This is a genomic window from Providencia zhijiangensis (genome assembly GCF_030315915.2).
Taxonomy (GTDB): Bacteria; Pseudomonadota; Gammaproteobacteria; order Enterobacterales; family Enterobacteriaceae; genus Providencia; species Providencia zhijiangensis.
In genome coordinates, this window is sequence record NZ_CP135990.1 from 1,334,039 (window position 1) to 1,347,749 (window position 13,711).

11 protein-coding genes are annotated in these 13,711 nt (G+C 43.4%); 4 read left to right on the forward strand and 7 right to left on the reverse strand.

The window, feature by feature from the left end:
- Window positions 1–195 precede the first annotated feature (195 nt).
- From mdtG to ttrS, 4 genes are all read right to left on the reverse strand, one after another.
- Window positions 196–1,419: a multidrug efflux MFS transporter MdtG gene (gene mdtG / locus QS795_RS05990; RefSeq protein WP_286269229.1), complete on the reverse strand. Its 1,224-nt coding sequence runs from the start codon at window positions 1,417–1,419 to the stop codon at window positions 196–198.
- A gap of 167 nt (window positions 1,420–1,586) precedes the next feature.
- Window positions 1,587–2,534 carry a Kdo(2)-lipid IV(A) acyltransferase gene (locus QS795_RS05995; protein ID WP_286269231.1) on the reverse strand — a complete coding sequence of 316 codons (948 nt, stop codon included), beginning with the start codon at window positions 2,532–2,534 and terminating at the stop codon, window positions 1,587–1,589.
- Between the two features lie 67 nt (window positions 2,535–2,601).
- Window positions 2,602–3,198: a tetrathionate respiration response regulator TtrR gene (gene ttrR / locus QS795_RS06000; RefSeq protein ID WP_181478365.1), complete on the reverse strand. Its 597-nt coding sequence runs from the start codon at window positions 3,196–3,198 to the stop codon at window positions 2,602–2,604.
- A gap of 130 nt (window positions 3,199–3,328) precedes the next feature.
- Complete coding sequence (gene ttrS / locus QS795_RS06005; RefSeq protein WP_154639122.1) at window positions 3,329–5,074, reverse strand: tetrathionate respiration histidine kinase TtrS; 1,746 nt, start codon at window positions 5,072–5,074, stop codon at window positions 3,329–3,331.
- A 261-nt stretch (window positions 5,075–5,335) separates the two neighbouring features.
- Between ttrS and ttrB the strand changes: the two genes are divergently transcribed.
- From ttrB to ttrA, 3 genes are read left to right on the forward strand one after another with little or no spacing between them, the layout of a single operon-like run.
- Complete coding sequence (gene ttrB / locus QS795_RS06010) at window positions 5,336–6,073, forward strand: tetrathionate reductase subunit TtrB (RefSeq protein ID WP_154604198.1); 738 nt, start codon at window positions 5,336–5,338, stop codon at window positions 6,071–6,073.
- Window positions 6,073–7,101 carry a tetrathionate reductase subunit TtrC gene (gene ttrC / locus QS795_RS06015; protein ID WP_286269237.1) on the forward strand — a complete coding sequence of 343 codons (1,029 nt, stop codon included), beginning with the start codon at window positions 6,073–6,075 and terminating at the stop codon, window positions 7,099–7,101. Before ttrB ends, ttrC begins: the two co-directional genes overlap by 1 nt.
- Complete coding sequence (gene ttrA / locus QS795_RS06020; protein ID WP_286269238.1) at window positions 7,094–10,183, forward strand: tetrathionate reductase subunit TtrA; 3,090 nt, start codon at window positions 7,094–7,096, stop codon at window positions 10,181–10,183. The genes ttrC and ttrA overlap by 8 nt, the downstream gene beginning before the upstream one ends.
- A 267-nt stretch (window positions 10,184–10,450) precedes the next feature.
- On the opposite strand, the gene QS795_RS06025 is transcribed toward ttrA, so the two are convergent.
- Window positions 10,451–10,966 (reverse strand): DUF4760 domain-containing protein, encoded by a 516-nt coding sequence (locus QS795_RS06025; RefSeq protein WP_286269239.1) that lies wholly within the window; start codon window positions 10,964–10,966, stop codon window positions 10,451–10,453.
- 371 nt (window positions 10,967–11,337) lie between these two features.
- On the opposite strand from QS795_RS06025, the gene trhO reads away from it, so the two are divergent.
- Window positions 11,338–12,384, forward strand: coding sequence for an oxygen-dependent tRNA uridine(34) hydroxylase TrhO (gene trhO, locus QS795_RS06030; RefSeq protein ID WP_154604194.1), 1,047 nt, complete (start codon window positions 11,338–11,340; stop codon window positions 12,382–12,384).
- Between the two features lie 46 nt (window positions 12,385–12,430).
- On the opposite strand, the gene QS795_RS06035 is transcribed toward trhO, so the two are convergent.
- Window positions 12,431–13,024 (reverse strand): LuxR C-terminal-related transcriptional regulator, encoded by a 594-nt coding sequence (locus QS795_RS06035; RefSeq protein ID WP_154604193.1) that lies wholly within the window; start codon window positions 13,022–13,024, stop codon window positions 12,431–12,433.
- Window positions 13,025–13,264: 240 nt separating this feature from the next.
- Window positions 13,265–13,519 (reverse strand): biofilm formation regulator BssS, encoded by a 255-nt coding sequence (gene bssS, locus QS795_RS06040; RefSeq protein ID WP_154604192.1) that lies wholly within the window; start codon window positions 13,517–13,519, stop codon window positions 13,265–13,267.
- Window positions 13,520–13,711 lie beyond the last annotated feature (192 nt).

Consider the following 13,711-nt stretch of genomic DNA (forward strand, 5'->3'; position numbering starts at 1 on the left):
AAAATTCGATGTAACTCTCATTCTTACGATAAGGGGGCACAGAATAACGGATTTTTATTGACAATAATAGAATGTTTTTTGAATCGATTAAGTTGATTAAAAACAGTATGTTACAAAATGTTTTTTGCGCTTATAAACTTTTCGTGGAAAAGATAATAAAAAGTTATGTTTTGGCGTAAAAGGGACACATTAACATTACTCTTTAGAGGGAGATGCTCTTAGACCATCAGATTGCTTCCTAATGATAAGCCAAGAGTAAATGAGGTTGACCAGCACTAATACGGCAGTGAAGAAGAACACGGCTCTAAACCCGTAAGTTGCTGCAACAAAGGAACCCATTAAAGGCCCAGTGACATTCCCCACATCCCGTAAAGCTTGGTTGTAGCTAAATATGCGTCCAGTGATTTGGTGAGAAATATTATAAATAATTAAAGTTTGTACGGCGGGTAACAGCGCGGCGTTAAGGGCGCCGAGTAAGAAGCGCAAAGTGCCTAATTCCCAATAACTGCTAACGAGCCCCATCGGAAATAGAACAAAAATTGAGGCGGCAAGTACCGCTAATAAAACACGGTCAGGTCCAATGCGGTCGCTCAGTTTACCGAGCATAGGGGCACTAATCAGCGCGGCAACGCCGGGAATGGATGCAATAATCCCACTGATAAAAGCAAGATTATCAATCGAGTCTGAAAGTTCCCGAACATACAAGGTGATCACCGGATTAATCGAACCAATTGATGCTTGGATGATCATGGTGGTGAAAAATAGGCTGATCACTAAGTTTTTATTACGTAAAGAGGCAAAAACTTGTTTTCCGGATAAGGCATCTTTGCGTGAAACGGGGGTAAAACGCTCACGGACGTAGAAAAGTGTGACAAAAAAGCAGATAAACAACACGCTAGCGGTAATAAAGAAAACTGGGCGCAATCCATATTGGTCGGCCAGTAATCCACCAATCAGTGGGCCAATCAATGCACCGCTCACCGCGCCAGTTGCCAAGACACCCATCGCCCAACCGCTTTTATTCACGGGGACTTGGGTGGCAATCAGCGCATTGGCATTCGGAACAAATCCTCCAAGTAAGCCTAAAAGTGCCCGTAAAGCCAAAAGCTGCCAAATATTCTGCGCAAAGCCAATCAGCACCATGACAATCGCCATACCAAGGGCAGAGCGCAGCAACATTAGTTTACGACCGTGGCGGTCAGAAAGGCGTCCCCAAAAAGGGGCAGCAATAGCGGAAAAGAGAAACGTAATACTGAAAACGGCACCCGTCCATAAATTCAAAGAGCCATGGTCAGTAATACCAAGTTCTTCGATATAAAGAGGAAGAAAAGGCATGATCAAGCTGAAGGCAGCGCCCGTTAGAAAGCAGCCGAACCAGACGATGTAGAGGTTTTTTTTCCAGTAAGTACTTTTCTTCATGTTCTCCCTTCATATTTCGCGCCGCAGCGTTGTTGGCTTCATTCGCGCACCCCAGTCACATACTTGTGTATGCTCCTGGGGATCCACTCATTTGCCGCCTAGCTGCAACACGAACTATTTTAGGATAACCGCATGTTTCAATGCGAATAATTTCGGGAATAGGCAGCCTAGTGGTGGTGGATTTTATCTAAATCGCCGTACAGGGAGGGTTCTCCCTTTGGACGCGTTTTAAAACGGCGGTGCATCCACATATATTGCTCTGGTGCCCGTAAAATTTCTTTCTCAATGACCTGGTTCATCATCGTTGCGGTGGCGACGTTGTCGTCCACAGGGAAATTGTCCACGGCAGGCTGGATCAGCAATTTATAACCTTTACCATCGGGTAAACGGATAGCTGAAAACGGCACAACGAGTGGGTTGCCAAGAGATAATAAGATTTGTGAGCCATTGGTGGTTGCCGCTTTTTCCACCGCAAATAATGGCGCGAATGAACTGTTTCGAGGGCCGTAATCATGGTCAGGGGCATACCATAAAATTTCCCCTTCTTTTAATGCGCGGATCATGCCTTTAACGTCTTTACGGTCGAGCATGTATTTATTGGATTTCAAACGTCCACGAGTTTGTAGCCAGTCCATCAGTTTATTATCGTTAGCGCGATAAACACCAATACCGGGGTTCAACATACCAAATGCGCGCCCCCCGATTTCCAACGTTAAGAAATGTACGCCTAACACAATAATGCCACGGCCGGTTTCTTGAGCGGCGAGCATATTTTCACGGCCTTCAACTTTAAACCAACGGCGCACTCGCCAATCGGGCCAGAACCACGCCATTCCCGTTTCGAAAAAGCCCATACCGACAGCTTCAAAGTTTTTATCCACCATTTTTTGGCGCTCTTCTTGGCTCATCTCAGGGAAACACAATTGCAGATTACGATCGGCAATTTGGACGCGTTTTTTTAAGAAGCGCTTGGAGAAACGCCCCAAACGGGTACCTATCCAATAAATGACGGGGTAAGGAAGCAGGACGAGCAGGTAGAGCACGCTAATGCCAAACCAAACTAGCCAGTAGCGAGGATGTAATAAACTTTTTTCAAATTTTGGTGCTGGGATCATTGTTTTTTCGGTTTCTACTTAAGTGGATTTCAATTAAAAATAGCTTGTTAATCTGAATGATATCAAATTAACCCGCAAAAAGTTGTGCTGTTTGCATGGTGCTCATTAATTCGGCAAGGTTTCTTACTGCCATTTTTTCCATCACTCGGGAGCGATGCACTTCAACGGTTCGCACAGATACGCAAGCCACTTCAGCGATTTCGCGGTTAATTAGCCCTTGAAGCACATAGGTGCAAACGTCTTTTTCTTTCGGCGTTAAGGTTTCATAACGCTGTTTAATTAATATGCGTTCAGTGGCTTTGATGGTTTGTAAGCGAGCTTGTTCAAGGGTTTCGGCAAGCTGCTGACTATCAATAGGTTTTTGTAAAAAATCGATAGCGCCCAATTTCACCTGTTCAACCGCCATCGGGATATCCCCATGACCAGAAAGGAAAATCACCGCGAGGGTGCTTTGCTGCTCTTTCAGGTATTGGTGCACTTGGCGCCCGTCAAATTTTGGCATGCGCATATCGAGCAATACAATGCCTTCCTCATGCAGAGGGGCTTGCTGGATAAACTGCTCACTGTCGTTCCAGACGGTAACGTTATAACCGAGCGTTTCGAGTAAAAATTGACAGGAATCAGTGACATCGGTGTCATCGTCGACAAGGTGAATGACTGGCATTAATTCATACCTCGTGGCTTATTTCTTGTTTGTATAAGTGTCTTGCTTATATAAATAGTATGCATAACATTGTCACATATAGTTATTGGGAATGTTATCTTTTGTGTGGCAAAACATGCGCTATTTCTGATTATCTCGAGTAATTAAAAATTAGCGTCACGCGCAGCCCATTCTTACCTTCATCATTATGTTGATTTTCAATGCGAATATCCCCACCTTGGCTTTGAATTAATCGCTGGCAAATCACCAATCCGAGTCCTAATCCTTCCTGTTTAGTGGTGGCGAATGGCATGATCCCTTGATTGAGCTGTTCGTCAGGCATTCCGCCAGCATCATCTTGTAATACCAGTAAAAAGCGTCCATCGGCAAAGTGAAAGCCAAAGGTTAATGTGGTGGCGCCTGCTTGTAGGCTATTACTGATCAAGTTTGAGAGTAACTGGTCGAGTAGGGTATCAGGTAGCAAGAGCTGGACATCGGGAGTTTCGGGTAATTGCAACCTAACGGTTGGAAAATGTTGCTCAACTTGCAACAGTTGCCAAATATGATTAATGGTCTGTTTGACGGATTGCTGGCGTAGGGTCAGACGGGATTCTTGCCCCGGTTTTCCAGCCCATAAGCGCAGGTTTTGAATAATATCAGCCCCCCGTTGAGCCTGTTCATCAATCTTACTGATAGCACCAAGAAGCGGGTGGTTTTCCGACTCTTTTTTCAATCGCAAAATAGAGCCTTGTGCATAATTTCGAATCGCGGATAACGGTTGGTTCAATTCATGGGCAAACCCAGAAGCCATTTCACCTAATATATTGAGTCGCTGCGCTTTTTGTAGATTAGCTTCTTGCTGACGTAGGCGATTATGTGCGACTTCAAGTTGTTGGCTACGACGGCGAACCAAGAAGGCTATCCAGACGTGGTTAATACCTAACAATAAGAAAATTAAAGCGATAATACCGATGGTAATTTGGTGCTGAATTGTCCAACTGACAATATCTTGCCAGATTTCCCGTTGCTGTGGGTGTTGGTTAACGTCACGCAGTAAGTTTTCAACTTGTGTGATGGATGCAGGAGCCCCCCAGCGCATATTGGGCGTATCGCCAGAAAGTAAAACTTTAGTGACTTTATCCACTAAATTGTCAGGAACTTCGCTTAACGCGGCGAATGACCAATTAGGGTAAAGTTCGGTACTGGTTAGGCAGGGTAACGCACTCTCTTTTTGAACAAGTGGACGGAATTGGTGTTTATCAATCAGTCCTTCACTGTCCATATTTTCTAATAAGCAGACAGGAACAATTGCCGCAGAGAGGGATTTATCCCGCAAAGCGTATAGCAGTGCATCCGCGGGGAAGCCCAAAAACTGCATCCGAAAGTCTTTTTCCGTGTCATACCCTAAATCTCTTAACACTTTATAACCTAATAGATATCCGCCAAATGCATCGGGGGATATTGCGCCGACTTTTTTGCCGATGAGCTGATCAGCGCTGTGAATGTCGCTATCTCCACGAACCAAAATAAGGCTACCGATCACGTTGCGCGTTGTGCTGTTTGGCTCCACATCCGAGCGTAAAGAGAGTAGCCAGCGTAGGTGGTAGCGATTATCGAGTTGGATAAATTGAGCTGGGTTAGTGAGTAGAAAATCAATTTTGCGATTCGAAATCGCCTCTTTCATCTCTTCAAGATTCAGGGGTTGCAGGGTAAAGCGCTCCCCCGGAATGGATTCATTGAGGGTGTCCACCAAAGGTTGCCAGTGCAACTGAGTGAAACTCGGCCCTCGCAGGGCGAGAACACCGATCGTCCATTGCGCCGCACCCGCCGGAATGCACCATAGCAGCAGGGTAACTAAAAGTATGTGATACAACGGGATAGACGTTTTTTTTAACATTTGGGGTTTATTCGTTGCGTTAGATCAAGATCCCTTCGGGTATGTGGAAAACCACAATAGGGGCACAAGGCTTTTCTTCTTACTATGAACTCAGAATTATTAGAGTAGCACAAAGATAACACACCGATTTTAAAGAGAAATAAGAATTTAGTGGTTATCAGGCATCGGTAACACGGTGTTACCAATACGTAAGATAAACCAATAATAGATTGATTATTAACTTTTATTTTCGCATTAGCAATGTCAATACTGGAGCCGATTATGGATCTGAGTAAACGAAAATTCCTACAACAGATTGGGGCCGTCACTGCGGGTGCCTCGCTGATCCCAATCGCCGAGGCGGGTTTGAATTTTTCCCCAACTCGCCGTGAAGGCAATCCCGAAAAACGCTATGGCATGTTGATTGACCTGCGTCGCTGCGTAGGCTGCCAATCATGTACTGTTAGCTGTTCTGTTGAAAACCAAACACCTCAAGGTCAATTTAGAACGACGGTTAACCAATATCAGGTCTCCTTAAAAGGAGAGGAAGGGTTCACTAACGTTCTACTGCCTCGCCTGTGTAACCATTGTGATAACCCGCCTTGCGTGCCAGTTTGCCCAGTGCAAGCAACATTTCAACGTGAAGATGGCATCGTGGTAATTGATAACGAGCGCTGTGTAGGTTGTGCGTATTGTGTTCAGGCTTGTCCGTACGATGCTCGCTTTATTAACCATTCAACGCAAACTGCAGATAAATGCACATTCTGTGCACACCGCTTAGAAGTTGGTTTATTGCCAGCATGTGTCGAATCCTGTGTGGGGGGCGCCCGTATTATTGGTGACTTAAAAGACCCTAACAGCACCATTCGTAAGATGCTTTCTGAGCACGAAGCGCAAATCAAAGTCTTGAAACCTGAAAGTGGCACGTTGCCGCAGGTATTTTATTTAGGGCTGGATGATGCGTTTGTGGAACCGTTGCAAGGTAAAGGGCAACCGGCATTATGGCAGGAGGTGTTCTGATGAGCGAACAAGTGACCTATATTTCCGAAATCATGGCGCAGCCACAAGAGTTTTTCTGGCTTCCTTGGGCAGTGCAATACTTTTTCTTTATTGGAATTGCCGCCTGTGCCGTGCTGTATGCCTGTTATCTTCATTGGCAAAACCGCAGTGGAAACGGCAGATTAGAAATGATCGCCGTGTTTATTGCTATCACGATGGGGATCACAGCGCCGTTAGCATTAACCGCTGACCTGCACCAAACCGCGCGTGTGTGGCACTTCTATGCACATCCAACAATGTGGTCTTGGATGTGGTGGGGCTCTGTGTTGCTACCGCTATTTACCACGTTTGTTGGGTTGTACTTTGTTGCGCTGTTAGTCAAATTGATTTGGAAGAAAGAGTATAAAGCGACTCGTTGGGTAGCATTACTCAGTGCGTTATCCTCCATTGGTTTACTGCTGTATACCGGTCGTGAAGCCTCTGTGCTAGTGGCTCGTCCAATTTGGTTTAGCTGGTGGATGCCAGTGTTGATGTTCTTAAGTGCAATGCAAGTGTTGCCTGCACTGATTAGCTTAGGCGCGCGTCGTGAGCCGCAATATCAAAACCGTTTAGCGCGCTTCCAAGTAATTACATTACTCCTGTTTGCAGTCTGTTTTGCACTGTGGATCTCCGGTGATACCACGTCAGGCATTGCAATTCGTCAACAGTTAGATGTCGCAAGCCCGGGCTGGTGGATGTTAATGGGGGTTTGTGCACTGTGGGCAATCACATTTGTAATGGCATTGAGTAACGTTAAAGCGGTGCGCTCAGTCCCTTACATTACGGTTTTAGCGTTAGTGTCGATGGCGTTAGCGTGGGTATTACGCTGGATTTTCCTGATGGAGATCCAAGCGGTACCAAAATACAACATCATCACCAATCCATACCATTTTCCATTAGGCAATGATGGGCTACTGGCGATTGTCGGTACATTTGGATTGTGGATTGCATTAACAATTATTGTTCGCGAAGGTGTTCGCTGGTTTGCGGGGAGAGTGCAACATGGCTAAATTCTCAAGACGTCAATGGCTTAAAGGTGGTTTAGTTGTCGGTGGTCTTGCTCTTTTTGGTGCAAGCTATCGTGAAGTTGCCAAACGTGCAGTAGATGGTTTAGTGGATGGCACCTCTGGCAAAGTGACGCTGGATCGCATCAATGGTAACTCACTGATCCCTGAAGGTTCAGCGATTGGTGGTTGGAAAGAGAACCCTGCGCAAGTTGTTTCAATGACTCAATGCTTTGGTTGCTGGACGCAGTGCGGTATTCGTGCCCGTGTGGACAGTGCGAAGAATGAAGTTTTGCGTATTGCAGGGAACCCATACCACCCTCTATCCCATGAAAAGCATTTCCCATACGGAATGCCGTTATCCACTGCATTCGCCAAAATGGGCGGTGAAAGTGGTTTAGAACATCGTTCAACGGCATGTGCTCGTGGCGCCACGCTGATGGAAGGGTTAACCAGTCCATTACGTATTCTCGAACCGATGAAGCGCGTTGGTAAACGTGGTGAAGGGAAGTGGGAGCGTATTAGCTTTGAACAGTTAATTAAAGAAGTGGTTGAAGGTGGGGACTTATTTGGCGAAGGTCATGTGGATGGTCTGCGTGCTATTCGTGATTTAGAAACGCCACTGGATCCATCTCAACCAAAATTAGGGCCTAAAGCCAACCAGTTACTGGTGACTAACGCCGGGGATGATGGTCGTGATGGTTTTATTCGTCGCTTTGCTCAAAACGCTTTTGGTAGTAAAAACTTCGGGGCTCACGGGGCTTACTGTGGTTTAGCATATCGTGCAGGTTCTGGTGCGTTGATGGATGACTTGGATAAGAATGCCCACGTCAAACCGGATTGGGATAATACGCGTTTCGCGCTGTTTATCGGAACATCGCCAGCGCAATCAGGTAACCCATTTAAACGCCAAGGTCGCCAGTTAGCGAGTGCTCGTTTACGTGATTCGTTTAACTATGTGGTTGTTTCTCCGGCACTGCCATTGACCACAACTTTGGCCAATGACCATGGTCACTGGGTACCAGTTCAACCGGGTACCGATGCCGCATTAGTGATGGGGATGATCCGCTGGATTATCGAAAATGACCGCTATAACGCGGCTTATCTGAGTGTGCCAAGTGAAAAATCCATGGAAGCGGCTGGCGAGAAAAGCTGGACGAACTCAACTCACTTAGTGATCACCGATGATACCCATCCTTTGGCGGGTAATCTGTTACAGCAATCTCACCTAACGGGTGTGGTGGCTGAAAAGGGTGAGGACGAGAAAAAAGCCTATTTGGTTCAGGATGCAAACGGCGAGCTGAAACTGGCGGATGAAGTGACGAATGCGGAGCTGTTTGTGACTCGTCAAGTCACGCTTCATGATGGTAGCGAAGTGACGGTGAAATCCAGCTTCCAATGTCTGAAAGAAGCCGCAGATCGCATGACGCTGGAAGAGTACAGTCAACGTTGTCAAGTGCCCGTGAAAACCATTGAATCACTGGGTAAAGCCTTAACCTCTTATGACAGAAAAGCGGCGGTGATTTCTCACGGCGGCATGATGAGTGGTAATGGTTTCTATACTGCATGGTCTGTGATTATGCTTAATGCGTTGATTGGTAACTTAAACTTAAAAGGTGGCGTTTCTGTCGGTGGCGGTAAATTTAACGGGGAGAATGATGGCCCTCGTTACAATATTGCAGGCTACAAAGGCAAGGTGAAACCGAAAGGTGTAGTGCTATCGCGCAGTAATGAAGTTTATGAAAAATCGGATGAATTCAAGGCAAGAGTAGCAGCGGGTGAAAAACCGTATCCAGCGAAAGCCCCTTGGTATCCGTTTGCGAAAGGTCAGTTAACTGAGCAGTTGGCTTCCGCATTGATGGGATATCCATATTCCCTGAAGGCGTGGATCACTAATATGACGAACCCAGTTTATGGTATTGCGGGTATTCGTCAGGTGATGGAAGAAAAACTGAAAGATCCGAAGCATCTGCCACTGATTATCGGTATCGATGCTTTCATGAATGAAACCACAGCGTTAGCGGACTATATTGTGCCAGATACCCACAACTTTGAGAGTTGGGGCTTCAGCGCACCATGGTCAGGTGTACAGGTGAAAGCGAGTACCGCGCGTTGGCCGATTGTAGAGCCTCGCACTGCGAAAACAGCGGATGGCCAGCCAGTTTCAATGGAGTCATTCTGTATCGCAGTCGCTAAAGCGCTGAATTTACCGGGCTTTGGTGACAATGTGATTGCGGATATGGATGGCAATATGTATCCGTTAAATACCGCTGAAGATTACTATCTGAGAGTGGCGGCTAACATGGCGTGGTTAGGTGAAAAACCGGTACCAGAGGCGGCAACAGAAGACATTACGATCAGTGGTGTCGAACGTATCATGCCGCAAATTACTCGCACATTGAAACCTGAAGAAGTTCGCCGTGTTGCGTATATCTTTACGCGTGGTGGTCGATTCGCGCCTTACGAGAAAGCGTGGGATGGAGATGCGACGGGTCCACAGTGGAAGAAAGGGTTACAAATTTGGAATCCTACGGTGGCGATTAACCGTCATGCTATCACTGGTGAGCGTTTTAGTGGTTGCCCGACCTACTATCCGCCTCGTATGGCGAATGGTGAAGATGTGAATGTGGTATTCCCAGAGAAAGAGTGGCCATTAAAAATGATGTCCTTTAAATCTCATGTGATGAGCAGTTCCACAACCATGATTGAACGTTTACGTCATGTGAAACCAACCAATATGGTGGCCATTCACCCTGATGATGCGGCGAAGGTGGGCGTTAAACATGGGGATTGGGTCAAAATCACCACACCAGGTGGCCATGTGGAAGCTCAAATTAGTGTGCTTGATGGTGTTATGCCGGGAGTTCTCGCGGTTGAACATGGTTATGGTCATACCGAAATGGGAGCTAAACAGCACTATTTAGACGGCGAAGCTATGCCGATGAATGCGGCAAATGGTTCAGGTATTAACTTGAATGATTTAGGGTTCGCGGATCCGACTCGTGAAGTGGCAAATACTTGGCTTGATTGGGTATCTGGTGCTTCCGTGAGACAAGGCTTGCCTGCTCGTATCGAGTTAATTGGCTAACACAGAAATCTATCCAGTAGGTTGAAAGTTGTACGTTAGTAAAGTGTAGGTAGTAAAGTGTAGGTAGTAATATAAGCAGTAAAGAGGTTTCTGACCTACTCCGTTCTGCATAGCGGAGTAGGGAAGTACCCCTAAAGCAGTTGACATTGCGCTCTACGATGTGGTTTACCCATCGTAATTTCGGCAAATGCCAGGGAGGGGGAGCCCTCCCTTTTTTCTTTTCTATTTAATACAGATAGCTAATACAAATATTGCTATAAAAACAGTTTATAAAAATATTGAGCTATTTTTCTTAAGTGGATATTTCTTCCAGCGAGCCACTAGCCATTCAAACTCTTGATAGGTCGTCTCTGATTTTCTTTTTTCTCTAATGGCTTTAATCAAAGGCTCGGCAATCTCATATGTTTCAATAACGGTTGAGTATGAGGCTATTTTGATCATTTGCTCGTTATAGATACCTTCTCTGATACTAACGGCAACGCGTTCATAAAAATTTAAAATATATTGGAATTTGAGACGCTCTGCGGTTTCACAACTTGTCATAGCGACCCCTTCAGCAGGGAAAACATAGGCACGAAATGATTTTCCAGAGTAATGGATTTGTTTTAAAACATGAAGAGACTCTACGTATTGCTGATCTAATCGACTTTCAAATAAAAATAGGGCAGTTTGTGTTTTTTTAGCCGTTTCTAAATTATAAATAATTGCGCCTATGGCAACAAAAACACCAAATAAAACCGTTGTATTACTAATAATTTGTAGAGTTGTCTGCATTAATGTCATGGGTTCCATCCATAAAAAAGGCGGGGTCAATCCCGCCTAGTTAAAAGTTTATTAGCTTAAAAGCCATCAAATTCGTCAAATTTTGTTCTCATATAGAACCTCTTCAAGTGGGGGATTTTTATTCAGAGGAAAATTAGCGCAATGGTATTTTTCTGTCAAAGGGCAAAGGAATTTATCAGACTAACTTTTTTAATTTAGTGATTTTTTCTTTAACATTATCATTAAGAGTTTGTGATAGGCGTAATATCCACTAAAAATAAATGGTTTTTTATTAACATAATAAAAGGGATAATAACCCACAATTAACGAGCAATTCTTTGCTGGTGATTTAAATTTTTTATATCAAAGCATTACATAGGAAAGCGAACACCATGCCAGTGTTACATAACCAAATTTCGAATAAAATCCTTAAAGAACGTATGTTGGCTGAAACTGAGCCGCGTACCACAATCTCTTTTTATAAATACTTCAATATTCAAGACCCTGCTGCATTTCGCAATGAATGGTACCAACAATTCAAAGCGTTGAGTGTATTTGGTCGTGTGTATATTGCTAAAGAAGGGATCAACGCACAAATTAGCGTACCTGCCTCTAATGTAGATGCGTTGCGTGAACTTATCTACGCAACAGACCCGGCCTTAAATGATCTGCGTTTGAACATTGCTATTGATGATGATGGCAAGTCCTTCTGGGTACTACGTATGAAAGTACGTGACCGTGTTGTTGCCGATGGTATTGATGACGAAACCTTTAATCCTGCCAATACTGGACAGTATCTGAAAGCAGATCAAGTCAATGCGATGATCGATGACCCAAATACTATTTTTGTCGATATGCGCAACCACTATGAATATGAAGTAGGTCACTTTGATAATGCGATTGAGGTGCCATCAGACACCTTTAGAGACCAACTGCCAATGGCGGTTGAAATGCTGCAAGACCAGAAAGATAAAAATGTGGTGATGTATTGCACGGGCGGTATCCGCTGTGAAAAAGCGAGCGCCTACATGCTACATAACGGTTTCCAAAATGTTTATCATGTGGAAGGCGGGATCATTGAATATGCGCGTAAAGCAAAAGAACAAGGCTTGCCACTGCGCTTCAAAGGTAAAAACTTTGTGTTCGATAACCGTATGGGTGAGCGTATTACGGATGACACCTTAGCGCATTGCCATCAGTGTGGGGAAGTCTGTGACACTCACACTAACTGCAAAAATGACGGTTGCCATTTACTGTTTATTCAATGCCCAAGCTGCGCTGAAAAATATGAAGGCTGCTGCAGTCATGCGTGTACTGAAGAGATGAAGTTGCCTGAAGAAGAGCAGCGTATTCGCCGCGCTGGTCGTGAAGTGAGTAATAAAATATTTAATAAATCTCGTCATCGTTTAGCGGACGGACTGTTAAATAGCGAAAAGTAGTATTATTTTAAAATGAAGAAAGCCCTTTTTTAAAGGGCTTTCTCTTTTAATAAAGATACTTAAAAACATTATAAATAAAAAATAATTCAATTCTATTTTTAACAAAGACTTTTGATGTAATATGCCTTTTTTGTGAATAAACGGTGCTGTTACTTATGCCTAATTTTCTAGAAATAATATGATTAGGAGTTTCATTCATCCAATTATTAATTATATTTTGCTCTTTCATCGTAAAAATGGATGAGTCATTATTATTAGCGAGCTTTGTTATTTTTTCTATTTGATCTGAATCAGTAATAACTTTGTCCAATATTTGAGTCATGATGTTTTTTGACATAATGAAAAAATTATCTTTTAGTAGCAAAGGCTTGTCTGTTAATGGGTATGCAGCATTGATGTAGATATAGAATCGAATGCTACTGGTTCTGTTTAGTAATGTTTTCAGGGTTGGGCAGTAACTCGAGTAATGACAATAGTATGTCAAATTAACTAGAACAATACTGGGTGAATATTTATTTATATATTTAATACCTTCATTAATGCACCCTGTGCTAATGAATTTTAATTTTCTATTAGAAGATAAATATTCAGTAATACCAAGGCGGGTATAATAACACTCATCAATAACTAATATTCTCATAGGGAACATCCTTGTCCGGAAAGAGTATTACAATAAATTGGAATTGATATTGAAGTCAATAAAGTAATAATAAAAATAATAAATTATCGCTTGTATTTGCAATTAATTCATAATTTATAGTTTTTATTTTATCTTTAATAATAAACAGCAAAGTATCATTTATTAATGATATGAATTAGAGCAGCGGAGTGATAATGAATGGATATTTGTTATGAGACAAATATCCATTCTGTTTACCTGCTAATGAGTTTTGAAATCAGATTCAAGATATTCGCCAGACTCAATCTTATCAATTCCAGCCTGAAGAATATTAATCAGCTGTTTGGCTACATCTGTTGTCAGCCACATGGTTTTATCAATTATTGCGCTATCCAGGCTATTGTTCTGTTCAGGGAGGTAATGTAAACGTAGCATCATCGCATCGTAGGCATCGACAGTACTGATATCCCAGCCAACAACAGGGTGAGTTTGGATTACATCGCTTTTTCTATTCATTTAGACCTCCTAATCAAACATCGTGATAAATAGTAAATATCTATTACTGACTAAGAGCAGGTGACTCAGAACGAGCTATATCTAGTATAAGAAGATTTTTTTAATATGGTAGTAGTAAAACTATTTTTTCTGTGAATTTTGATGAAAATTAACAAAATAGTTGGTGATTCTTTAAAAAAGAAGATGTGAAAA

Bases quoted from the DNA above. Each gene is read 5' to 3' on its own strand.
- ttrB (WP_154604198.1), top strand. From the start codon at position 5,336: ATGGATCTGAGTAAACGAAAATTCCTACAACAGATTGGGGCCGTCACT.
- ttrS (WP_154639122.1), bottom strand. From the start codon at position 5,074: ATGTTAAAAAAAACGTCTATCCCGTTGTATCACATACTTTTAGTTACC.
- ttrA (WP_286269238.1), top strand. From the start codon at position 7,094: ATGGCTAAATTCTCAAGACGTCAATGGCTTAAAGGTGGTTTAGTTGTC.
- QS795_RS06035 (WP_154604193.1), bottom strand. From the start codon at position 13,024: ATGAGAATATTAGTTATTGATGAGTGTTATTATACCCGCCTTGGTATT.
- QS795_RS05995 (WP_286269231.1), bottom strand. From the start codon at position 2,534: ATGATCCCAGCACCAAAATTTGAAAAAAGTTTATTACATCCTCGCTAC.
- ttrC (WP_286269237.1), top strand. From the start codon at position 6,073: ATGAGCGAACAAGTGACCTATATTTCCGAAATCATGGCGCAGCCACAA.
- QS795_RS06025 (WP_286269239.1), bottom strand. From the start codon at position 10,966: ATGACATTAATGCAGACAACTCTACAAATTATTAGTAATACAACGGTT.
- ttrR (WP_181478365.1), bottom strand. From the start codon at position 3,198: ATGCCAGTCATTCACCTTGTCGACGATGACACCGATGTCACTGATTCC.
- bssS (WP_154604192.1), bottom strand. From the start codon at position 13,519: ATGAATAGAAAAAGCGATGTAATCCAAACTCACCCTGTTGTTGGCTGG.
- mdtG (WP_286269229.1), bottom strand. From the start codon at position 1,419: ATGAAGAAAAGTACTTACTGGAAAAAAAACCTCTACATCGTCTGGTTC.
- trhO (WP_154604194.1), top strand. From the start codon at position 11,338: ATGCCAGTGTTACATAACCAAATTTCGAATAAAATCCTTAAAGAACGT.